General features: G+C 72.1%; 19 protein-coding genes. 13 read left to right on the forward strand and 6 right to left on the reverse strand.

The features are described from left to right. Nucleotides 1-59: 59 nt before the first annotated feature. Nucleotides 60-2222: a TonB-dependent receptor gene (locus PSEJ35_RS0110900; RefSeq protein WP_037083101.1), complete on the reverse strand. Its 2163-nt coding sequence runs from the start codon at nucleotides 2220-2222 to the stop codon at nucleotides 60-62. 46 nt (nucleotides 2223-2268) lie between these two features. Between PSEJ35_RS0110900 and PSEJ35_RS0110905 the strand changes: the two genes are divergently transcribed. Beyond that, nucleotides 2269-2718: a MerC domain-containing protein gene (locus tag PSEJ35_RS0110905; protein ID WP_051412652.1), complete on the forward strand. Its 450-nt coding sequence runs from the start codon at nucleotides 2269-2271 to the stop codon at nucleotides 2716-2718. A 74-nt stretch (nucleotides 2719-2792) separates the two neighbouring features. After that, nucleotides 2793-2975 (forward strand): 30S ribosomal protein THX, encoded by a 183-nt coding sequence (locus PSEJ35_RS0110910; protein WP_028917822.1) that lies wholly within the window; start codon nucleotides 2793-2795, stop codon nucleotides 2973-2975. 67 nt (nucleotides 2976-3042) lie between these two features. Here the strand turns inward: PSEJ35_RS0110910 and hutI are convergent, their stop codons facing one another. Beyond that, nucleotides 3043-4272 (reverse strand): imidazolonepropionase, encoded by a 1230-nt coding sequence (gene hutI / locus PSEJ35_RS0110915; protein WP_028917823.1) that lies wholly within the window; start codon nucleotides 4270-4272, stop codon nucleotides 3043-3045. A gap of 100 nt (nucleotides 4273-4372) precedes the next feature. Here hutI and PSEJ35_RS0110920 point away from each other — a divergent pair, with 100 nt between their 5' ends. From PSEJ35_RS0110920 to PSEJ35_RS0110940, 4 genes are all read left to right on the forward strand, one after another. Next, the gene (locus tag PSEJ35_RS0110920; RefSeq protein WP_028917824.1) at nucleotides 4373-5716 is read left to right on the forward strand and encodes a formimidoylglutamate deiminase; all 1344 of its coding nucleotides are present in this window, start codon (nucleotides 4373-4375) and stop codon (nucleotides 5714-5716) included. A gap of 384 nt (nucleotides 5717-6100) precedes the next feature. Next, entirely contained in the window at nucleotides 6101-7762 is a 1662-nt protein-coding gene (locus PSEJ35_RS0110925) for a serine hydrolase (protein ID WP_028917825.1), read from the forward strand. A gap of 109 nt (nucleotides 7763-7871) precedes the next feature. After that, entirely contained in the window at nucleotides 7872-9098 is a 1227-nt protein-coding gene (locus PSEJ35_RS0110935) for a histidine kinase (protein ID WP_028917826.1), read from the forward strand. After that, nucleotides 9095-9883, forward strand: a complete 789-nt coding sequence (locus PSEJ35_RS0110940) for a LytTR family DNA-binding domain-containing protein (RefSeq protein WP_028917827.1) — start codon at nucleotides 9095-9097, stop codon at nucleotides 9881-9883. Before PSEJ35_RS0110935 ends, PSEJ35_RS0110940 begins: the two co-directional genes overlap by 4 nt. A 729-nt stretch (nucleotides 9884-10612) precedes the next feature. Here the strand turns inward: PSEJ35_RS0110940 and trxA are convergent. Then, the gene (gene trxA, locus PSEJ35_RS0110945) at nucleotides 10613-11470 is read right to left on the reverse strand and encodes a thioredoxin (RefSeq protein ID WP_028917828.1); all 858 of its coding nucleotides are present in this window, start codon (nucleotides 11468-11470) and stop codon (nucleotides 10613-10615) included. A 142-nt stretch (nucleotides 11471-11612) separates the two neighbouring features. On the opposite strand from trxA, the gene PSEJ35_RS0110950 reads away from it, so the two are divergent. Together PSEJ35_RS0110950 and PSEJ35_RS0110955 are read left to right on the forward strand one after the other, a co-directional pair. Then, nucleotides 11613-11837 carry a helix-turn-helix transcriptional regulator gene (locus PSEJ35_RS0110950; RefSeq protein WP_028917829.1) on the forward strand — a complete coding sequence of 75 codons (225 nt, stop codon included), beginning with the start codon at nucleotides 11613-11615 and terminating at the stop codon, nucleotides 11835-11837. Further along, nucleotides 11834-12457: a DUF998 domain-containing protein gene (locus tag PSEJ35_RS0110955; protein WP_028917830.1), complete on the forward strand. Its 624-nt coding sequence runs from the start codon at nucleotides 11834-11836 to the stop codon at nucleotides 12455-12457. The genes PSEJ35_RS0110950 and PSEJ35_RS0110955 overlap by 4 nt, the downstream gene beginning before the upstream one ends. Here PSEJ35_RS0110955 and PSEJ35_RS0110960 read toward each other — a convergent pair. Together PSEJ35_RS0110960 and PSEJ35_RS0110965 are read right to left on the reverse strand one after the other, a co-directional pair. Continuing rightward, nucleotides 12438-12689, reverse strand: coding sequence for a SemiSWEET transporter (locus tag PSEJ35_RS0110960; protein ID WP_028917831.1), 252 nt, complete (start codon nucleotides 12687-12689; stop codon nucleotides 12438-12440). The two genes, PSEJ35_RS0110955 and PSEJ35_RS0110960, sit on opposite strands and share 20 nt — an antisense overlap. After that, on the reverse strand, nucleotides 12686-13981 hold the full coding sequence (locus tag PSEJ35_RS0110965; protein ID WP_028917832.1) for an amidohydrolase family protein: 1296 nt from the start codon (nucleotides 13979-13981) through the stop codon (nucleotides 12686-12688). Before PSEJ35_RS0110965 ends, PSEJ35_RS0110960 begins: the two co-directional genes overlap by 4 nt. Nucleotides 13982-14163: 182 nt before the next feature. On the opposite strand from PSEJ35_RS0110965, the gene leuS reads away from it, so the two are divergent. The 5 genes from leuS (at nucleotide 14164) to rsfS (ending at nucleotide 20173) form a co-directional block, all read left to right on the forward strand. Then, nucleotides 14164-16815: a leucine--tRNA ligase gene (gene leuS / locus PSEJ35_RS0110970; RefSeq protein WP_028917833.1), complete on the forward strand. Its 2652-nt coding sequence runs from the start codon at nucleotides 14164-14166 to the stop codon at nucleotides 16813-16815. A 587-nt stretch (nucleotides 16816-17402) separates the two neighbouring features. After that, the gene (gene lptE, locus PSEJ35_RS0110975; RefSeq protein ID WP_028917834.1) at nucleotides 17403-17990 is read left to right on the forward strand and encodes an LPS assembly lipoprotein LptE; all 588 of its coding nucleotides are present in this window, start codon (nucleotides 17403-17405) and stop codon (nucleotides 17988-17990) included. 22 nt (nucleotides 17991-18012) lie between these two features. Beyond that, nucleotides 18013-19050, forward strand: a complete 1038-nt coding sequence (holA, locus tag PSEJ35_RS17640) for a DNA polymerase III subunit delta (RefSeq protein WP_028917835.1) — start codon at nucleotides 18013-18015, stop codon at nucleotides 19048-19050. A gap of 16 nt (nucleotides 19051-19066) precedes the next feature. Continuing rightward, complete coding sequence (gene nadD / locus PSEJ35_RS0110985; RefSeq protein WP_028917836.1) at nucleotides 19067-19708, forward strand: nicotinate-nucleotide adenylyltransferase; 642 nt, start codon at nucleotides 19067-19069, stop codon at nucleotides 19706-19708. 66 nt (nucleotides 19709-19774) lie between these two features. Then, nucleotides 19775-20173 (forward strand): ribosome silencing factor, encoded by a 399-nt coding sequence (gene rsfS, locus PSEJ35_RS0110990; RefSeq protein WP_028917837.1) that lies wholly within the window; start codon nucleotides 19775-19777, stop codon nucleotides 20171-20173. A 98-nt stretch (nucleotides 20174-20271) separates the two neighbouring features. On the opposite strand, the gene PSEJ35_RS0110995 is transcribed toward rsfS, so the two are convergent. After that, nucleotides 20272-21999 carry a glycoside hydrolase family 43 protein gene (locus PSEJ35_RS0110995; protein ID WP_037083104.1) on the reverse strand — a complete coding sequence of 576 codons (1728 nt, stop codon included), beginning with the start codon at nucleotides 21997-21999 and terminating at the stop codon, nucleotides 20272-20274. Nucleotides 22000-22049 lie beyond the last annotated feature (50 nt).

Consider the following 22049-nt stretch of genomic DNA (forward strand, 5'->3'; position numbering starts at 1 on the left):
ATGCACGTATGCGCGCCCCGGTCCGGCCGGCGCACCGGGCGCCGACCGTGGCCACGCCCTCAGAACCAGGCGCGGATACCGAACGCCAGCGCCCGCCCCGGCAGCGGCGCGTACTCGCGCAGCAGCGAGGTATGCGGACGCGCCTCGCGGTCGCCGAGGTTGCTGCCGTCCAGGAACAGTTCCCAGGCGCGGCCGCCGTCGCGGTCCCAGCGGTAGGCCAGGTGCGCGTCGACCAGGGTATACGCCGGGCTCGGCTCCTCGTGGCGGGCGACGTCGCGCTGTGCGTGGTACCGGACCGCACCCAGCGACGCACGCCAGCCGCCCAGTTCCCAGGAAAGGCCCGCGCCGACGCGCGCCGGCGCGATCCGCGGCAGGTGGCCGCCGTTGTCCAGCTCGGCCTCGTAGGCGTGGCCGTGGTCGCCGTGGGGCACCTCGAACGCGACCGTGCGCGTGCCGCGGCCGTCGAGGCGGCCATGGACGCGGTCGGCGAACAGGCGCAGGTCCCAGGCGCCGCTGCCGCCATCGGCCAGGTGCAGGACGGCCTCGGCCTCGGCGCCGGTGAACAGGGCGTCAGCCTGGGTCCACAGCCGCACCGGCGTGCCGTGTTCCTCGATGCCGGTGTCGGCCAGGTAGATGAAGTCGCTGAAGCCGTTGCGGTACACCGACAGCTTCAGGTCCACGCGCTCGTTGTGCGCGTGCAGGCCGATCTCGCCGCGCAGCGCGCGCTCGGTGTCCATGCTCGCGTCGCCGATCTCGATCGAGGCGGTGGCCACGTGCAGGCCGCCGGCGTACAGCTCCTCCTGGCTCGGCGCGCGCTCGGAGCGGTCCACGCCGAAGCGCAGGTCGACCCTTTCGTCGAGCTTCCAGATCGCCGCGGCGGACACGCTGGTGGTGTGGAAATGGCGCGTGGGGCGGGCGCCGTCCGGATCCAGCCGCACGCGGTCGTGGCGCGCACCCAGCTCCAGCTTCACCGGGCCGAAGGCCTTCTCCTGCAACACGAACAGGCCGTGGTTGCCGGTGACGGTGCCGGGGACGAAGGCTTCCTCGCCCACGGCCGAGAAATCCGTCTGTCCCAGCTGCAGACCGAACACGCCATCCCAGCCGGCGAGCGTCTGCTGCACCGCCTCGATCCGCGCCTCGTAGCCTTCTCTGGCGAAGCGCGTGCCGACCACGCCGTCCTCCAGCTCGGCGTGCGCGTAGTCGCTGTAGCTGCCATGCAGCTCCAGGCTCTGCAGGAACGGCAGGGGGTCGTAGACGCCGGCCTTCAGCTCGACGCGGTCCTGGACCATGTCGATGCGTACCGCCCCGGCGCCGTGCGCGGCGTGGCCGTCGTCGTCATCGTGGTCGTCGTGGCCGTGCGGATCGTGATCGTCGTCGCCATGCACGTGCGCGCCGGCGGGGATGCCGTAGTCGCTGCGCCAGGTGCTGGCCGCCAGGCCGAAGTAGCCGGCGCTGCCGAACCAGGTCGCGCCGACGGCCCCGGCGCGGGTCTGCAGTTCGCTGTTGGGCAGGGTGCCTCGCACCCGTTCCTCGCCGTCGTGGTCGCCCGGATGCGCCGCGGCGTACCCGGGAATGTCGTAGTCGCCGGTATCGCGCAGGAGGCCGTCCACGTGCAGGACCCAGTTCCCGTTGACGCCGTCGAACCGGAACATGCCGCTGCGCTCGTTGTTGACGGTGTTGCCGCGCAGTTCGGCGCGGCCGCTGAGCGGAGTTTCCGGCAGGGCCAGCGCGATGCGGCCGTTGGCGACGTTGACCGCGCCGCCGATCGCGCCACTGCCGAACAACAGGGTGGCCGGGCCCTTCAGCACTTCGATCTGGTCGGCCAGGAACGGTTCGACGCTGGTGGCGTGGTCGGCGCTGACCGTGGAGGCGTCCATCACCCCGAGGCCGCCGGCCAGGACCTGCACGCGCGGGCCGTCGAGGCCGCGCAGGATCGGGCGGCCGACGCCGGGGCCGAAGTAGCTGGTCTGCACGCCGGGCAGCCCGGCCACGGTTTCGCCGAGGGTGCCGGCCTTGGCCCGGTCCAGCGCGTCCCCGCGCAGGACCTCGACCGGGCGGGCGAGGGATTCGGCATCGCCGGCCAGCGGCGAGGCGGTGACCTGCACCGCATCCAGGTCGACCGGCTCGTGGGCCCCGGCGACGCCGGGAAGGGCGGCCAGGACGAGGATCAGGGCGGTGGAAAGGGGGGTGGGGCGGAGGTGATGCAGAGGGGTGTAAAGCATGGAGTCCACGAATGGAGGGCAATGACAACCGGTGCGGAATGTTATAATGTATCCAAATCAGGCAACACCCCCCAGGACCCGCGTCTTGTCGTTCGATCGCCACAAGGACCTCCTCGACCGCCTCGGCGCCACCGGCTCGCTGCTGTGCGCGGTCCACTGCGCGCTCACGCCGCTGCTGCTGGCCGCGGTGCCGGCGCTGGGGCTGGGCCTGTGGTTCGATCGCAGCGTGGAGTTGGCGCTGGTGGTGTTCGTCACCCTGCTGGGTGCGTCCAGCCTGGGCTGGAGCTACCGCCGGCACCGTTCCCTGCGTGCGCTCGGGCTGCTTGTTCCCGGGCTGGCGGCGCTGTGGGCGGGCCTGGTGTACGCGCCCCTGCACGAGTCGACGCTGCCGCACGCGCTGGTGATGGCACTCGGCGGCACCCTGGTCGGCGTGGCGCACCTGCTCAACCTGCGGCTCAACCACGGCCACGTCCACGACGCCAGCTGCGCCCACTGAGGGCTGCATGCTAGGCTTGCCGGCCTGCCGTGCGCCGCGCGGCCAGGACTTCATGCGAATCAAGGAGTTGAACAATGGGCAAGGGTGACCGCAAGACCGCCAAGGGCAAGCGCTACAACGCCAGCTACGGCAACGCGCGCCGCCATGGCGGTACCCGTGCCGCCGCGGGCGCTGCCGCGCCGGCTGCGAAGAAGACCGTGGCCAAGCCGGCCGCGAAGAAGGCCGTGGCCAAGAAGACCGTGGCGAAGGCCGGCTGATCCCAGCCCCACCACACGGTGTAGCGGAGAACGCGGCGCCTGGCGCCGCGTTTTCTTTGGGCGCCGCTCAGGCCCGGACCGGGCGGCCGCCGATCCAGCTGGCCAGGCGCAGGTTGCCGCCGAGCCAGTAGGCCAGTTCCGCCGGCTGGCCGATGTCCCACAGCACGAAGTCGGCGCGCAGGCCCGGCTGCAGGCGGCCGCGGTCGTCCAGGCCGAGGGCGCGGGCCGCATGCACGGTGGCCCCGCGCAGCGCCTCCTCCGGGGTCAGGCGGAAGTGGGTGCAGGCCAGCGACATGGCCAGGCGCAGCGACTGCAGCGGCGAAGTGCCGGGATTGCAGTCGGTGGCCACCGCCATCGGCACGCCATGGCGGCGGAATCCGTCCAGCGGCGGCAGCCGGGTCTCGCGCAGCACGTGGAAGGCGCCAGGCAGCAGCACCGCGACGGTGCCGGCGCGCGCCATCGCCTCCACGCCGGCAGGCGAGGTGTATTCGACATGGTCGGCCGACAGGCCGCCGAACTCCGCCACCAGCGCCGCGCCGTCGCCGTCGCCGAGCTGGTCGGCGTGCAGTTTCACCGGCAGGCCGAGCGCGCGCGCGGCCTCGAACACGCGCCGGGTCTGCGCGGCGTCGAAGCCGATCTTCTCGCAGAAGGCGTCGACCGCGTCGACCAGGCCTTCGGCGTGCAGTTGCGGCAGCCAGGCGCAGACCGCCTCGATATAGGCGTCGGGCCGCCCGGCAAACTCCGGCGGCAGCGCGTGCGCGCCGAGGAAGGTGGTGCGCACTTCCAGGCCCAGGGTCTCGCCGATGCGGCGCGCGACCTGCAGCATGCGCCGTTCGCTGTCCAGGTCCAGGCCGTAGCCGGACTTGATCTCGACCGTGGTCGCGCCGTCGGCCAGCAGGGCGCGGGCACGGGGCAGCGACTGCGCCAGCAGCGCCTCGGCACCGGCGGCGCGGGTGGCGCGCACGGTCGAGACGATGCCGCCGCCGGCGCGGGCGATCTCCTCGTAACTGGCGCCCTGCAGGCGCTGCTCGAACTCGCCGGCGCGGTCGCCGCCGAACACCAGATGGGTGTGGCAGTCGATGAGCCCGGGGGTGACCCAGCGGCCATGTGCGTGGGTGACCTGCGTGGCCAGCGTCTCCGGCGCACCGGGAAGGTCGGCCTGCACTCCGGCGAAGACGATGCGTCCGTCCTTCCAGCCCAGCGCGGCATCGGCGATGGCGCCATAGCCGGCCTCGCCCTGCAGCGTGGCGAGGTTCGCGTCGAGGATGAGGCCGTCCCAGCGGTGGGTGTTGTCCATGCGCCGATTCTATCGGGCCGTCCGCCGGGGCTGGGGGCCGGTGCGGGGTGCGGCGCGGCACCGGATCGCCAGCGCCACCGGTTCCGGCGAGAATGCGCGCATGCATATCCCGAGCGACGCTTCCCTGATGTGGACCCGCGCCGGCTGGCGCCGCGATGCCGCGCCGGCAGTGGAGGATGGCTGCGTGGCCGCGCCACCTGCGGCCGGCGGCAATGGCGGCTGGGTGCTGCCTGGCATCCCCAACCTGCATTCGCACGCCTTCCAGCGGGCGATGGCGGGGCTGGCCGAACGCCAGACCCATCCGCAGGACTCGTTCTGGACCTGGCGCGAGGCGATGTACCGGATCGCCGCGCGCTTCGATCCGGACAGCCTGTACGCGGTGGCTGCGCAGCTGTACGCAGAGATGCTCGAGGCCGGCTTCACCACGGTGTGCGAGTTCCACTACCTGCACCACGCGCCGGACGGCAGCGCCTATGCCGATCCGGCGGCGATGTCGCAGGCGCTGGTCGCCGCGGCGCGCGACACCGGCATCCGCCTGACCCTGTTGCCGGTGCTGTACATGACCGGTGGCTTCGACCGGCGCCCGCTGTCGGCGCGGCAGAGGCGCTTCGGCCACGACCTGGACGGTTTCCTGCGCCTGTTCGAAACGCTGCGCGCGCAGGAGCACGCGACCCTGCGCGTGGGCGTGGCCTTCCACAGCCTGCGCGCGGTGCCGGCCGAGGCGCTGTCGGCGGCGCTGGCCGCCCTGCCGGCGGACATCCCGTTGCACATCCACATCGCCGAGCAGGTAGGCGAGGTGCAGGACTGCCTGGCGGTGCGCAATGCGCGGCCGGTGGAATGGCTGCTGGCGAACGCGCCGGTCGACGCGGGCTGGACCCTGGTGCACGCCACCCACCTCACCGCCGACGAGGTCGCCGGCATCGCGCGCAGCGGCGCCACGGTGGCGCTGTGTCCGACCACCGAGGCCAACCTCGGCGATGGCCTGTTCCCGCTGCGCGACTACCTGGCCGCTGGCGGACGCTGGGGGGTCGGCTCGGATTCGCACATCTCGGTGTCGCCGGTCGAGGAACTGCGCTGGCTCGAGTACGGCCAGCGCCTGCAGGCGCGCCGCCGCAACATGGCCGCCGGCGGCGAGGGCGACAGCGTCGGCGAGGCGCTGCTGCGCGGGACGCTGGCCAGCGGCGCGCAGGCCACCGGCCAGCCGGTGGGCGAGCTGGCGCCGGGGATGGCCGCCGACTGGATCGTGCTCGACACGGCTTCGCCGGTGTTCGCCGGCGCGCGTGAGCAGGACGTGGTGGACCGCTGGCTGTTCTCCGGCAACCGGCCGCTGGTGCGCGACGTGTACGTGGCCGGGGAGCAGGTCGTGTCGGACGGCCGCCATCGCGACCGGGAGGCGATCGCGGCGCGCTACCGGGCAGCGGTCGGGCGGCTGCTGGCGGACTGAACCGCAGGTCCTTCCTCTGGCCTTCGTAGCCCGGATAAGCGCAGCGCATCCGGGAGCGAGGTGCGGCGGGCGCCGGGGGCGGGGAAAACAGCGTGGCTTCGTTCGCTGTTCCCTCTCCTCGGGGAGAGGGGCTGTGGCTCGCGTCTGTAGAGCGGGGCTTGCCCCGCTGTCTTTCACATGCGCTGGGACGTCAGGCGGGGAGTCGGGCAAGCCCGACTCTACGGGCGGGGGGAGTCGGGCAAGCCCGACTCTGCGGGCGCCTGGCGGGCTCGCCCGGGGATCCTCCCGCGCGGTTTGTCGCCCGCAGGCGGGTGTTCGTCGCAAGCCCGCACGCTTGCCGGCGGCTCCGGCAGCATGGCCCCATCACGACACAGGAGGTGCTGCATGAACATCCGTCCCGCCGTGCTGGCCGCCACCCTCGCCGCCGCGCTGTCCGTTCCCGGCTTCGCCCAGGCGACGACCGACGCCGAGCTGGCCGGCATCGTCCGCCAGCGCATCGATGGCGACCGCACCGGCGCCTGCATGGCCGTCGCCGTGGTCGAGAAGTCGCACGTCGCCCGCACCTTCCAGTGCGCCAACCCGGCCGACGCCGCGCGCATCGGCCCGGATTCGGCGTTCGAGATCGGCTCGGTCAGCAAGACCATGACCGCCGCGCTGCTCGCCGACCTGATCCTGCAGGGCAAGGGCTCGCTGGACGACACCCTGGCCTCGTGGCTGCCGGAAGGCACCAGGGTGCCCGACTATCAGGGCCAGCCGATCCTGCTGCGCCACGTGGTGACCCACACCTCGGGCCTGCCGGCGCTGCCGTCGCGGCTGGGCGCCACGACCATGGACGATCCCTACGCCAACCTCGACGAGGCGGCGCTGCTGGCCTCGTTGGGCGATGTGCAGCTGGCGGCCGCGCCGGGCACGAAGTTCGAGTACTCCAACTTCGCTTCGATGGTGCTGTCGTACGCGGTCACGCGCCGCGCCGGCACCGATTTCGAGAGCCTGCTGAAGGAGCGCCTGTTCGCGCCGTTGGGCATGGACCGCGCCCACGTCAACCAGCCGCCGGCGGGCGTGCGCGCGGCGACCGGGCACACGCCCGATACCCGCGCCACCTCGGCCTGGCACTTCGCCACCAACCTGGCCGGCGTCGGCGGCGTGCGCGCCACCCTGGACGACATGGTGAACTACGTGCAGGGCGGCCTGGGCTGGACCGGCGCGCCGATCACCGCGGCGCTGGCAAAGACCCACGAGCCGGTGTCGGAGAAGCCGGCGATGGGCATGAACTGGCTGATGATGCCGGTGGCCGGGCGCACCGTGCTGGCGCACGAAGGCGGCACCGGCGGCTTCTCCTCGTACGTCGCCATCGATCCGCAGCAGCAGCGCGGCGTGGTGATCCTGTCCGACACCGCGCTGCATTCGATCGGTGGGCTCGGCAGCCTGGGCAACCACCTGGTCGATGCCTCGCTGCCGCTGGGCAAGCCGCGCAAGGTGACCGCGGCCGACCCGGCGCTGCTGGAAGCGCTGGCCGGCGAATACCAGCTGCAGGGCGCGATGAAGATGACCCTCGGCCACCGCGACGGCAAGCTGTTCGTGCAGCCGGCCGGGCAGGGCGAGTTCGAGATGGGCCACGACGACGCCGGCGATTTCTTCCCGCTCAAGCTCGATGCAGTCCTGCGTCCGACGCGCAAGGCCGATGGCAGCTATACCTTCACCTGGCTGCAGATGGGCGGCGTCCTGCCGGCCACGCGGATCGACGCCGCCGCCGCGCCGGCACCCAGCGCCGCGGAGCTGTCCGCGTACGCCGGGGACTATCCGCTGATGCCCGGCTTCTCCCTCAACGTGCGCAGCGAAGGCGGCAAGCTGCTGGCGCAGGCGACCGGGCAGGGCGCGTTCGAGCTGGATGCCGCGGCGAAGGACCGCTTCGAGGCGCCGGCCTTCGGCATCGAGATCCGCTTCCTGCGCGGCGCCGATGGCCAGGTCGAATCGCTCGAACTGCACCAGGGCGGGAGGGTGCTGCGTGGTGCGCGCACGCCGGCCGCCGCCGGCGCCGGTCGCTGAGGGGATACGCCCATGGAGATGCTGACCACCCTGCTGGCGCCGGCCGCCGCCCTGCTCGCGCTGCTGCTTCCGGGCAGCAGCGGACGCCGTACAGCCTGAGGACTGATCGATGAGCGGACGTTCCGGTTATCCGTTGGGCCAGGTATTGCCTCCGGCCGTGCTGCTGGGCGGCAACGCGGTGTGGAGCCGCTACCGCCAGTACCCGGTGTTCAGCCTGCGCTGGCTGGCCGGACGCAGCCTGCTGGTGTGCAGCATCATCGCGCTGTTCTCGACGTTCACCGCCACCGGCATGGGTCTGGCGATGCAGGACTGGGGCGGCGGCCTGCGTGGCGGCCTGGCCCACTTCATCGCCTTCAGCCTGATGGCCACGCTTGGCCCGGCGATGGCCACGGCGGTGCGTCACCGCCGCTGGCCGGAAGCCACCGAGCGCCGCGCCGTGGTGCTGGCGGTCCTGGCCGGCATGGTGATCAGCTACGGCGTCGACAAGGTCGCTTCCGCCTACGTGGCCGAGCTGATGCAGCCCCACCTGGCGGCGATGGGCCTGAAGTCCACGCCGGGCCCGCAGCTGGGGCCGGTGGCCAAGGCGGTCGGCCTGGCCTTGAACGTGGCCGCGCTGGTGGTGATCTACGGACTGTTCGGCGGCGGCCTGGCGCTGCGTGCGTACTTCAGCGAGCGCCGCCGCTGGGAAGCCGACCAGCACGCGCGCGAGGTGGGTGAGCTCGAGTCGCGGGTACGCGAGGCCGACCTGCGCCTGGGCGTGCTGCAGGCGCAGGTGGAGCCGCATTTCCTGTTCAACACGCTGGCTTCGGTGCGCGCGCTGGTGCGGCAGGATCCGGCGCAGGCCGAGGCCACCCTCGACGCGCTGGTCGGCTTCCTGCGCGCGACCATTCCCAAGCTGCGCGATGGCCAGTGCCTGCATGCGACCCTTGGGCAGCAGCTGGACATCTGCGCCAGCTACCTTGAGCTGATGCGGGTGCGCATGGGCGGGCGGCTCACGTACACGATGTCGGTGGCGCCGGACCTGCGCGCGCATCCGTTCCCGCCGTCGCTGCTGATCACCCTGGTGGAGAACGCGATCAAGCACGGCATCGAGCCGCGCCCCGGCCCCGGCCGCATCGACGTGGTGGCCGAGCGCGAGGGTGGGCGGCTGCGCGTGCGGGTGGTCGATGATGGCGCTGGCCTCAAGCCGGGCGTCGGCGGCGGCATGGGCCTGGCGAACGTGCGCGAGCAGCTGGCGCATCGTTTCGGCGAGCAGGCCAGCCTGTCGCTGCAGCCCGGGCCCGATGGCGGGGTGGTGGCGCAGGTGGAAGTGCCGTACACGATGGGGGACGCATGACGGACAACGGGGAAGCGCGCGTCACCGCGCTGGTCGCCGAGGACGAGGCGCCGCAGCGCCGCGCACTGCACGAGCAGCTGCTGCAGGCGTGGCCGGGGCTGGAGGTGGTGGCGGTCTGCGAGGACGGGATCTCGGCGCTGGAAGCGGTGCAGGAGCGGTGTCCGGACGTGGCCTTCCTCGACATCCGCATGCCCGGCGTCAGCGGGCTGGACGTGGCGCGGGAGGTGGTAGCGCGCGGCGGGCTGGTGGTGTTCACCACGGCCTACGACGACTATGCGGTGAAGGCGTTCGAGGCTGGTGCCGCCGACTACCTGCTCAAGCCGGTGCAGATGGGGCGCCTGGAGCAGGCGGTGGAGCGCCTGCGCGAGCGGCTGGCGGGACGCCAGGCGCGCGACGGTGGCGCGGACCTGCGTTCGCTGATCGACGACCTGGATGCGCGGCTGCGTCCGCAGGGCGAGCGGCTGATCCGCTGGATCACCGCCAGCGCCGGCGACAGCGTGCGCATGATCGGCATCGACGAGGTGCTGTTCTTCCAGGCCAGCGAGAAGTACGTGCGGGTGGTGACGGCCAGCGGCGAGGGCGTGATCCGCACGCCGCTGAAGGAGCTGCTGGCGGGGCTGGATCCGGACGAATTCTGGCAGGTGCACCGGGGGACGGTGGTGCGGGTGCAGGCGATCGACCGGGTGACGCGCAACGAGCTGGGCCGCTACGTGCTGAGCCTGAAGAACCACGGGGAACGCCTGGTGGTCAGCGCGGCGTTCGTGCACAGGTTCCGGGGGATGTAGCGGCGGCGCGGCCGGTGCTGCGGCGAAGGTGATGGTGGGTGGCCACGGCGGCTGCAACTGCGTTTGCGACTGCGGCTGCGGCTGCAACTGCAACTGCAACTGCAACTGCAACTGCAACTGCAACTGCAAAGGCGTTGGCGTGCGCCAGCTCCGGACGGAGCCGCGGCAGCGCGGGGGTATCGCGCATCGCGCGGTTCCGCGTCCTGCTCCAACACGCGAACGCAGCACATCCATGTGCTGCTTGCGCGATACCCCCGCGCTACCGCGTCTTCGAGCGCGTCGAGGGCGTGGCTTCGTTCTTTGCCCGAAGGAAGAGCGGCTATCGGCGAGGCTGTTGTAGAGCGGGGCTTGCCCCGCTGCTTTGTCGCGCGAGGTCGGGTATCAGGCGGGGGAGTCGGGCGAGCCCGACTCTACGAGGTTGCCCTCGGTTCCATGGCACCGCGCCTTCCGGCGGGGCGGGGCCTCGATGGGTCTGTAGAGCGGGGCTTGCCCCGCTGCTTTGTCGCGCGAAGTCGGGCATCAGGCGGGGGAGTCGGGCAAGCCCGACTCTACGAGGTTGCGTTCCGTTCCGTGGCACCGCGCCTTCCGGTGGGAGCGGTGCCTCGATGCGTCTGTAGAGCGGGGCTTGCCCCGCTGCTCTTGGCGTGTGCGGGGACATCAGGCGGGAGAGTCGGGCAGGCCCGACTCTACGGCGCGCCTCACGGCGGGGAGGGCCGCTGCCGGCGGGGCTCAGAACAGCAGCGACGCCATCCGGCGGCGGTACTGGCCGACCAGGTCTTCGTCCTCGACCACGCGGAAAGCGTCGATGAGGGCCTTCTTGGGCAGGCCGTCCTCGTAGGCGCGGTCGCGGCGCAGCATCTCCAGCAGCTGCTCCAGGCCGGCGGCGGCGTCGCCGCCGACCAGGTGGTGCACGGCCAGGAGATGGCGGGCCTTGAGGTCGTCGGGGTTGGCGGCGATGGCCTGTTCCAGCACCGGCACCGGCGGGGCATCCTTGAGCAGGGCGGCGAAGCCGAGGCGGGCGCGGGCGCGCACGGCGCGGTCGTCGGTGGAGAGGTTGGCCGGCAGGCCGTCGAGCAGCTGGGTGGCTTCGGCGGTGCCGCCGATCTTCAGCAGGGCCAGGGCCAGGTCGAGCTTGAGACCGTCGTTGTCCGGTGCGGCTTCGACTTCGCGGCGCAGGCGCACGACTTCGGCGTGCGGGTCGATCGGCGCGGCCTCGTCGGGTGCCTGTTCGGCGGCGGCGAGGGGTTCGATGCCGTGCTGCTGCAGGAACTGGCGCAGCTGGCCTTCCGGCAGGGCGCCCTGGAAGGCGTCGACCGGCTGGCCGCCGACGAGCAGGAACACGGTCGGCACCGAGCGGATCTGGAACGCGGCGGCGATCTGCTGCTGCTGGTCCACGTCGACCTTGGCGAGGACGAAGGCGCCGCCGTACTCGGCGGCCAGTTTCTCCAGGATCGGAGTCAGCGACTTGCACGGACCGCACCAGGTCGCCCAGAAGTCGACCAGCACCGGCGTCTGCAGCGACTGCTGCAGGACCGCGCTTTCGAAGGTGTCGGTGGTGACGTCGATGACGTGGGGCAGGTCGGCCATGAAGGGTTCCGTGGGGGAGTGGGCGAATGGCGCCGAGATGGAGCCTGGGGGCGCAGCTTACAAGCCGATGTAAGGTCGACTTGACATCACAGGGCGCGGATGTAAGGTGGATTTTACATCCTGTCCACCATGGACGACGTCGATGGCCTCCACGCCCGGCACTCCCGTCGGCAACGACATCCGCCGCTGGCGCGCCGAGCGCGGCGGGATGACCCAGCAGGCGCTGGCCGAGGCCTGCGGGGTCACCCGGCAGACCATCATCGCGCTGGAAGCGGGGCGTTACGCGCCGTCGCTGGAACTGGCCTTCCGCATCGCACGCGCGCTCGGGGCCGGCATCGAGGACGTATTCCACTGGAGGGACGCATGAACACCATCGACCGGTTGCGCCTGCCGCTGGCCCTGGCCGCGCTGGCCAGCGCCGTGGTGGCGGCGCTGGTCGCCGGACTGGCGACCGAGGGCTTCTCGCACCTGCGCCATCCGCTGGCCGTCCTTGGCGCGCAGCAGCTGGAATGGCGCGGCAGCCTGTTCGGCCTGTTCGGCTTCGTCGTGCCGGGGCTGGTCGGCGCCTGGCTGGCGCTGGACCTGCGCCGGCGGCTGCCGCAGGGCAGCGGCTGGCCGGCGCGGATCGGTGCGCAGCTGCTGTTGCTGGCGGCGCTGGCTTTCGCCGCGCAGAGTGTGCTGCCGCTGGACCTGGAATCGCTGGACGGCGGCATCGGCCGCTACCACGCCACCGCCTGGCTGCTGTGGGCGCTGGCCTTCCCGCTGGGCGGGCTGCTGCTGGCCGGCGGCTTGTGGCACGCGCCGGGCTGGCGTGGCTTCGCGCTGGCCAGCCTGGTGGCCGCGATCGTGGTCGTCGCCTGCGGCTTCCTCGGCAGCGGCTGGATCGGCGCGGCGCTGGCGCAGCGCATCGCCTTTTTCGCGTGGCTGGCGTGGGGCGTGCTGGCGGCCACCGCGCCGGTGCCCCCGCTCAGCCGTGGCGCAGCTTGAACGCGAGGATCAGCAGCGCCAGCGCCAGGGTCACGCAGTTGGACAGGATCATCGGCCAGGAACCGAGCACGATCCCGTAGGCCAGCCAGAAGCACAGGCCCACGGTGAATATCAGGTACATGCCCAGCGAGATCGAGCGGGTGTCGCGGCTGCGCAGGGTCTTCACCGCCTGCGGCACGAACGCCGCGGTGGTCAGCGCGGCGGCCACGTAGCCGAGCCATTCGCCGCTCATGGCGCACCGGGCGACTTGTACACCACGCCGTCCTTCATCACGAAGGCCACGTCCATGACCACGCCGATGTCGGCCAACGGGTCGCCCGGCACGGCGACGATGTCGGCGCGCTTGCCGGCTTCCAGCACGCCCTGGTCGTCCACGCCCAGCACCTCGGCGGCGCGGATCGTGGCCGCCTGCAGCGCCACCGCGGCGGGGATGCCGGCTTCGACCATGTAGATGAACTCGCGCGCGTTGTCGCCGTGCGGGCCCACGCCCATGTCGGTGCCGAAGGCGATCTTCACCCCGTTGCGGTAGGCGCGGCCCGCGGTGTCCTGGATCAGCGCGCCGATCCGTGCCGCCTTCGGCTGCACCACCTCGGGGAAGTAGCCGTCGACCTTCGCCTTGTCGGCGACGAAGCGGCCGGCGTAGATCGTCGGCACGTACCAGGTGCCGTGCTGCTTCATCAGCCGCATGGCCTCCTCGTCCATGTAGGTGCCGTGCTCGATGCTGGTGACGCCGGCGCGGATCGCGCGCTTCATGCCCTCGGCCCCGTGGGCATGGGCGGCGACGCGGTAGCCGTAGTCGCGGGCCGTCTCCACCACCGCGCGGACCTCGTCGTCGGTGAACTGCGGCGCGTCGCCGGAGCGGGCGTAGGACAGCACGCCGCCGGTGGCGGTGATCTTGATCAGGTCGCTGCCTTCCTTGTAGCGCTGGCGCACGGCCTGGCGGGCGCCGTCGACCGAATCCACCACCCCGTCGGCCGGGCCGGGCGGGCCGTGCAGGTCGGAGAGCAGGTGGTTCCAGCCGTTGGTCGGGTCGGCGTGGCCGCCGGTGGTGGCGATCGAACGGCCGGCAGCGAAGATCCGCGGGCCGCGGACCCGGCCCTGGGCGATGGCGTCGCGCAGGTGCGGGGCCACGTCGCCGCCGAGGTCGCGCACGCTGGTGAAGCCGGCCAGCAGGGTCTTCTCGGCGTAGGCGACGCTGCGGAAGGCGTAGTCGACCGGATCCAGGCGGAAGCCTTCGGCGTAGCTCTGCGGGCCGGACTGGTCCTCCAGGTGCACGTGCAGGTCGGTCCAGCCGGGCAGGCAGGTGTGCCGGCGCAGGTCGACCGCCCCGGCGACCGGGTTGTCCGGGAAGCCGGGCCGCACCGCCTCGATACGGCCGGCGCGGACCTGCACCGTGTGCGGGCCGAGCAGGCGGCCGCTGCGGGCGTCGAACAGCCGGCCGCAATGCAGTTCGGCCGGTTCCGGCGGGGCGGCCAGGGCGGCGGCGGGGGCGAGCAGGGCCAGCGACAGCAGCAGTACGCGCATCCGACGGTCTCCGGTGGTGTCGGCCGATGGTAGCGGCTGCGGGGGCGGTTCCGGCGCCGCCCGCCGGCCCGGGACGCCCGCCGCCACGCGGTCCGGCGCCGCCCCCGCGGGGGCCGCCAAGTGGAGCGGGATGCTGCGCTGCGGTACCCTTGGCGACTTTGCCGCAGCCGCAGCGAACCCGCATGTCCGCCGTTCCCGAAAACGCCTCGTCCTACGATCCCCGCCAGGTGGAGGCCGCCGCCCAGAAGTTCTGGGACACCACCCGCGCGTTCGAGGTCTCCGAGTCCTCCGACAAGCCCAAGTACTACTGCCTGTCGATGCTGCCGTATCCGTCCGGCGCGCTGCACATGGGCCACGTGCGCAACTACACCATCGGCGACGTGATCAGCCGCTACAAGCGCATGACCGGCCACAACGTGCTGCAGCCGATGGGCTGGGATGCGTTCGGCCTGCCGGCGGAGAACGCGGCGATCAGGAACAAGGTCGCCCCGGCGAAGTGGACCTACCGGAACATCGAGCACATGCGCGCCCAGCTCAAGTCGCTGGGCTACGCGATCGACTGGTCGCGCGAGTTCGCCACCTGCACGCCGGAGTACTACGTGCACGAGCAGCGCATGTTCGTGCGCCTGATGCGCAAGGGCCTGGCCTACCGCAAGAACGCGGTGGTGAACTGGGACCCGGTGGACCAGACCGTGCTGGCCAACGAGCAGGTGATCGACGGCCGCGGCTGGCGCTCCGGCGCCCTGGTCGAGAAGCGCGAGATCCCGCAGTGGTTCCTGCGCATCACCGACTACGCCCAGGAACTGCTGGACGGCCTGGACGAGCTGCCGGGCTGGCCGGATTCGGTCAAGACCATGCAGCGCAACTGGATCGGCCGTTCCGAGGGCCTGGAGATCCGCTTCGACGTGGTCGACGCCACCGGCGCCGCGCTGGAGCCGCTGCACGTGTTCACCACGCGCCCGGACACGCTGATGGGCGTGACCTTCGTGTCGATCGCCGGCGAGCATCCGCTGGCGCTGAAGGCGGCCGCGTCGAAGCCGGAGCTGGCCGCGTTCCTGGAGGAACTGAAGCGCGGCGGCGTGTCCGAGGCCGAGCTGGAGACCCAGGAAAAGCGCGGCATGGACACCGGCCTCAAGGCGGTGCACCCGGTCACCGGCGAGCAGGTGCCGATCTGGGTGGCCAACTTCGTGCTGATGGGCTACGGCACCGGCGCGGTCATGGCCGTCCCCGGCCACGACCAGCGCGACTTCGAGTTCGCCAGCAAGTACGGCCTGCCGAAGATGCAGGTGATCGCGCTGAAGTCGCCGCGCAACGAGGAAGAGAAGACCTGGGACGCCGGCACCTGGCGCGACTGGTACGGCGACAAGACCCGCGACGACCTGGAGCTGGTCAATTCCGGCGAGTTCGACGGCCTGGACTACTGGGGCGCGTTCGAGGCCCTGGCCGAGCGCTTCGAGCGCCAGGGCCGCGGCCAGCGCCGGGTCAACTACCGCCTGCGCGACTGGGGCGTGAGCCGCCAGCGCTACTGGGGCTGCCCGATCCCGGTGATCTACTGCGACAAGTGCGGCGCGGTGCCGGTGCCGGAGGACCAGCTGCCAGTGGTGCTGCCGGAGGACGTGGAGTTCAGCGGCACCGGTTCGCCGATCAAGACCGATCCGGAATGGCGCAAGTGCAAGTGCCCCGAGTGCGGCGCCGACGCCGAGCGCGAGACCGACACCTTCGACACCTTCATGGAGTCGAGCTGGTACTACGCCCGCTACACCTCGCCGCAGGCGCGCGAGATGGTCGACAAGCGCGGCAACTACTGGCTGCCGGTGGACCAGTACATCGGCGGCATCGAGCACGCGATCCTGCACCTGATGTACTTCCGCTTCTTCCACAAGCTGCTGCGCGACGCGCGGCTGGTGGACAGCGACGAGCCGGCGCTGAACCTGCTCACCCAGGGCATGGTCATCGCCGAGACCTACTACCGCGAGAACCCGGACGGCTCGAAGGACTGGATCAACCCGGCCGACGTGGACGTGCAGCGCGACGAGAAGGGCCGCGTCACCGGCGCGACCCTGCGCGCCGACGGCCAGCCGGTGAGGATCGGACCGGTCGAGAAGATGTCCAAGTCGAAGAACAACGGCGTGGACCCGCAGGCGATGGTCGACAAGTACGGCGCCGACACCGTGCGCCTGTTCTCGATGTTCGCCGCGCCGCCTGAGCAGTCGCTGGAGTGGAACGAGGCCGGCGTCGACGGCATGGCGCGCTTCCTGCGCCGGCTGTGGTCGCAGGTACAGAAGCACGCCGCCGAGGGCGCCGCCCCGGCGCTGGACGTGGCCGCGCTGGACGCCGCGCAGAAGGCGCTGCGGCGCAAGACCCACGAGACCATCGAGAAGGTCTCCAACGACTATGGCAAGCGCCACAGCTTCAACACCGCCATCGCCGCGGTGATGGAGCTGATGAACACGGTGGCGAAGTTCGACGACGCCAGCGCGCAGGGCCGCGCCGTGCGCCAGGAGGCGCTGGAAGCGGCGGTGCTGCTGCTCAACCCGATCACCCCGCACTCCAGCCACGCCCTGTGGCAGCTGCTGGGCCACCCGGAGACGCTGCTGGAGGACGTGCCGTTCCCGAAGGCCGATCCGGCCGCGCTGGTGCGCGACGCGCTGACCCTGGCGGTGCAGGTCAACGGCAAGCTGCGCGGCACCATCGAGGTGCCCGCCGACACGCCGCGCGACCAGATCGAGGCCCTGGCCAAGGCCGAGCCGAACGCGGCCAAGTACCTGGAAGGCCTGACGATCCGCAAGGTCATCGTCGTCCCGGGCAAGATCGTCAACATCGTGGCCGCGTAACGGCCACGATGCCGGCGGAGCACCCCTGACCCGGGGTGCCTTGTGTCCGATCGCTCCCGACCAGGGCGGTCTTGCGTCCGATCGCAACCGCCCCCCTGTAGACTCGGGCTTGCCCGACTCCCCCGCCTGATACTCCAGCGCGCATGAAAAGCAGCGGGGCAAGCCCCGCTCTACAGAAGCGGCGCGTGCCGACAGCCCCTATCTCCCCGGGAAAGGGGGAAACAAAGAACGGAGCCACGGCCTCAAGGCGCCCGAAGACGCGGTGCTCCGGGGGCATGGGGCAAGCGGCACATGGATGTGCTGCGGTCGCCAACGCAGTACGAGCGGTGAGAAGGCTGGCGTGGCGACGCACCGGACGGCGCCAGCGCCCATGCTCAGTCCTGCGCGGATGGCGGAACCGCGCGATGCCCCATGCCCCCGGAGTGCCGCGGCTCCGTCCGAAGCCGGCGCAGCCCAACGCCCGGACGTCCGCGTGTGTCCGCTCCAGTTGCCGAATCCGCCCTGGACCCCGCCTACAACGCCTGTTCACGCCCACTCGGGCAGGCTGCCGGTTGCCGCTGCCTGCCGGCTCGTCCAGACTTGCGCCCATGATCCGATACGTGTTGCCTGTCCTCCTTGCCCTGGCCCTGGCCGGCTGCGGCTTCCACCTGCGCGACAGCCTGGCGCTCCCGGAGGACACGCCGCCGGTGCTGGTCTCCTCGACCACGCCCTTCAGCGAACTGGTGACCACCCTGGAGCGCAACCTGCGCAACGCCGGTGCCACCGTGGCCTCGCGCGAGCAGGTCGCCGTGGACAAGAAGGCGCGCGTGGCGCGGCTGGAGATCCTGTCCGAGCGCTGGGGCGACCTGCCCATCGCCATCGACGACCAGGGCCGCGCCCAGGAATTCAGCCTGCGCTACGCCACCATCTTCACCTTCCGCCTGGCCGACGGCCGCGAACTGGTGCCGCAGCAGGTGGTGGAACTGTCGCGCGACTACGTGTCGCCGCCGGAGGACGCCACCGGCACCAGCACCGAGCGCGAGATCCTCGCCGACGAACTGCGCCGCGAGATGGCCGCCTCGATCCTGCGCCGCATCGACAGCGTGGTGCGCGCCGAAGCCGCACACGGCGCCATCCTGGCCCCGGCCGCGGCCGACGCTCCGCTGCCGGCCCCGCCGCCGTCGCCCACGCCCTGATGGCGTCGATGGACGCGTCCTGATGGAACTGCGGCCCGACCAGCTGGCGACGCAGGCCGCCGCGCAGCCGTTGCAGCCGGCGTACCTCATCGCCGGCCCCGAGACCCTGCACGTGATCGAGGCCGCCGATGCGGTGCGCGCCCGCGCGCGCGCCGACGGCGCCGAGCGCGAGGTCTTCGACGGCGACGGCCGCGACCCGGACTGGGACGCGCTGGCCGCCAGCTTCAACGCCCCCAGCCTGTTCAGCAGCCGCCGGCTGCTGGAAGTGCGCCTGCCCAGCGGCAAGCCGGGCAAGACCGGCGCGGAGGTGATCGGCAGCTTCTGCGAGAACCCGCCCGCCGACGTCACCCTGCTCATCGTCGCCGGCGACTGGAGCAAGGCCCACCAGGGCAAGTGGGTCGAGGCGATCAACCGCCGCGGCGTGGTCTCCATCGCCTGGGCGGTCAAGCCGCACGAACTGCCGGGCTGGATCGACCGGCGCCTGCGCGAACGTGGCCTGCGCGCCTCGCCCGAGGCGGTGCAGGGCCTGGCCGAGCGCGTGGAAGGCAACCTGCTGGCCGCCGCGCAGGAAATCGACAAGCTGGCGCTGCTGGCGCCGGAAGGCGTGCTCGACCTGGCGGCGATGCAGTCGCTGGTCGCCGACGCGGCGCGCTACGACGTGTTCCGCCTGCTGGAAGCGACCCTCTCCGGCCAGGCCGCGCAGGTGCGGCGCATGCTCGCCGGCCTGCGCGCCGAGGGCGAGCAGGTGGCCGGGCTGATGCCGATGGTGATCCGCGAACTGCTGCGCGCCGCCGCACTGTCGCGGGCGCAGGCGCGCGGCGCCAACCTGACCGCGGAAATGAAGTCGCAGGGGCTGTGGGAAGCCCGCCAGGCGCCGTTCAAGCGCGCCTTGCAGCGCCATGCCACGCCGCTGCGCTGGAACCGCTTCGTCGCCTACGCCTCGCGCATCGACCGCGCGGCCAAGGGGCGCGGCCCGGGCGAGCCGTGGCAGCTGCTGGAGCGGCTGCTGCTGGCCATCGCCGAAACCCCGGCCACCCGGCTGCTGGCCGCCAACCGCTGAGCCGGGCGTGCATGGCGTGCTGACCCTCTGGTACGGCGGCACCTTCGATCCGGTGCACGAAGGCCACCTGGCCATCGCCCGCAGCGCCGCCGACGCCTTCGGCGTGCCGGTGACGCTGGCGCCGGCGGCCGATCCGCCGCACCGTGACGCCACCGGCGCCTCGGCCGGACAGCGCGCCCGCATGCTGGAACTGGCCATCGCCGGCGATCCGCGCCTGCGCGTCGACCGTCGCGAACTGCATCGCGACGGCCCGTCCTGGACGGTGGACACGCTGCTGGAACTGCGCGCCGAACTGGGCAAGGACGCGCCGCTGGCGCTGCTCCTTGGTGCCGACAGCTTCCGCTCGCTGCCCACCTGGCACCGCTGGTGTGAGCTCCTGCCGCTGGCGCACCTGGTCGTGGCCGCGCGCGGAGACGCGGACCTGGCCGAACTGCCCGGCGCGCTGGCCGCCGAAGCCTCTGGCCGCTGGACCGACGATCCGGCCCGGCTCGCCGCCGCCCCGGCCGGGGCCATCCATGCCCTGAAGCAACCGCTGCGCCCGGAATCGGCCACCGCCGTGCGCCAGGCCATCGCCGGCGGCGATCCGGCCTGGCGCCGACAGGTGCCGGCCGCCGTCGCCGCCTACATCGAGGCCCACGGCCTGTACCGCCAGCCGTGAAGGCGGGGCCCCGCCCACGACCGGTATAATCGGCCCCCTGTTTCCGCCCGTTCCGCAGAGCCTTCCTTGAGCAGCCAAGCCCACGTCATCAAGACCCGCCTTCCCGAACCGCCGCCGTCCGCCGAGAGCCTGCTGGCGACCGTGCGCGCCGCGGTGGAGGAGATCAAGGCCAAGGATGTCGTCGAGATCGACGTGCGCGGCAAGACCAGCGTCACCGACCACATGGTGATCGCCTCGGGCACCTCGACCCGCCACGTGAAGTCCATCGCCGACGAGGTGATCAAGTTCGCCAAGAAGCTCGGCGCGATGCCGCTGGGCGTGGAAGGCGAGCGCGAGGCCGAGTGGGTGCTGGTCGACCTGGGCGACGTGGTCGTCCACGTGATGCTGCCGCGGGTGCGCGAGTTCTACGCGCTGGAGCGGCTGTGGACCGTCGGCGACCAGGCCCAGGCGCAGGACGCCGGCTGAGCCGCCGCGCCCCGTGCGTATCGCGCCGGGCGCCTCCTTCCTGATCTCCCGCGCGCCAGGCGGCGCGCTTCCGCTTCGCCAAGCGGCGCGGCGCCGCCTTAACGTGCTTTGCCCTGGCGCGCCGCGTAGATCCCGAACACCGCGCCGGTGAAGCCGCCGGCCACCGCGGTGCTGAGCAGGGTGCCGTCGACGCCTTCGGCCAGCGTGCGCCAGTCGCCCTCGCCGATGGCGTACTGGAAATCGCAGGTCGCGCCGCGGGCGCGGATGCGCAGCCGCAGCTCTTCCATCGCCTGCGCCGGCAGCGTCGCCGACGCCAGCCGCGTCCCGGTGGCCGGCTCGTCGCGCTGGCGGCCGTCACGGCGGTCGAGCACGATCTTCAGCGCGCCGTCCTCGCGGGTGAGCGCCAGCAGGTACCAGTAGGCCTCGTTCTGGAACGCGACCAGTCCGGCGATGTCGCCATCGCGTCGAGGCGCGAAGCGCATCGCGGTGGTGGCGGTGGCGTGCTGGTGCTGCTGGCGCCGGGCCAGGAACGAGGGATTGTCGCGCTGGCCCAGCAGGATGCCGCGCGCGCGCAGGTGCAGCGCGCCGTCGTCGAGGCGGTACCAGGCCTCGCGCGGGTTGCGCACCGTCATCCAGTACAGCGGCAGCGTGTGGCCATCGAATTCATCGCGGAGCGTGAAGTTGCCGCTGGTCGGCAGCGCCGCGCTGCCGCGCGGCAGGCGCGGCGCGTCGAGCACGTAGGGTACGGTTTCGCCGGGCGCGGTGATGCGCGGCCAGCCGTCCTCCCAGCGCACCGGCATCAGGAAGGTCTCGCGGCCGGTGTTGACGTAATGGCCTTCGGCCGGCGGATAGGGCCGGTTGCCGAGGAACAGCGCCCACCAGTCGCCGTCCTGCGTGCCGACGAGGTCGGCGTGCCCGGCGGAGGTGACCGGGAACGGGCGTTCGCGCGGCAGGTCGCGCTGGGTCAGGATCGGGTTGCCTGCCCACGGCTCGTACGGGCCGGTGACCTGGCGGCTGCGCAGGATCACCTGGCGGTGCATCTCGCCGGTGCCACCCTCGGCGGCGGTGAGGTAGTACCAGTCGCCGTGGCGGAACAGGTGCGGGCCTTCGACGTACTCGGGCTTTTCCGCCGGATCGATGCCGCCGTCGAGGATCACCTTGCGCGGGCCGATGGTGCGCAGGGCCTTCGCGTCGAATTCCTGCAGCCAGATCGCGCGGTGGCCGTTCCAGCGTTCGCCACCTTCGGGCAGGTCGTTGTTGACGATCCACGCGCGCCCGTCGTCGTCGAAGAACAGCGAAGGATCGATGCCGCCGGCCAGGTCGGGCAGCCACACCGGATCGGACCACGGCCCGGCTGGATCCTTCGCGGTGATCACGTAGTTGCCGCCGCAGTCGGGGAAGCAGGTGTTGACGATGTAGAAGGTGCCGTCGTGGTATTCGATCGCCGGGGCGAACACGCCGTTGACCAGGTCGTGCCGGCCGAAGTCCAGCTGCGTGGTGCGGTCGATGGCGTTGCCGATCTGGGTCCAGTGCACCAGGTCGCGGCTGTGGAACACCGGGATGCCGGGGAACCAGCCGAAGGTGGAGGTGACCAGGTAGTAGTCCCCGCCGACGCGCACCACGCTGGGGTCGGGGTGGAAGCCCTTCAGCACCGGGTTGCGGAACTGGCCCGGGCCGGGATCCACCGTCGCATCGACCGGATCGCTGCCTTCGTACGCGAACCATTCGAAGGAGGCTTCCGGCGGCACGTCTTCCGCGGCGACGGCCAGTGGCGCCACCAGGCAGACGGCGGCCAGCAGGCCGAGTACAGGGCGGCGGAAGTCCATGGGTTCCCTCCCGGAACGGATGCGGACGGCGCCTCGACGGGCCGGCGGAC

This window comes from Pseudoxanthomonas sp. J35 (assembly GCF_000513995.1).
Lineage (GTDB): Bacteria > Pseudomonadota > Gammaproteobacteria > Xanthomonadales > Xanthomonadaceae > Pseudoxanthomonas.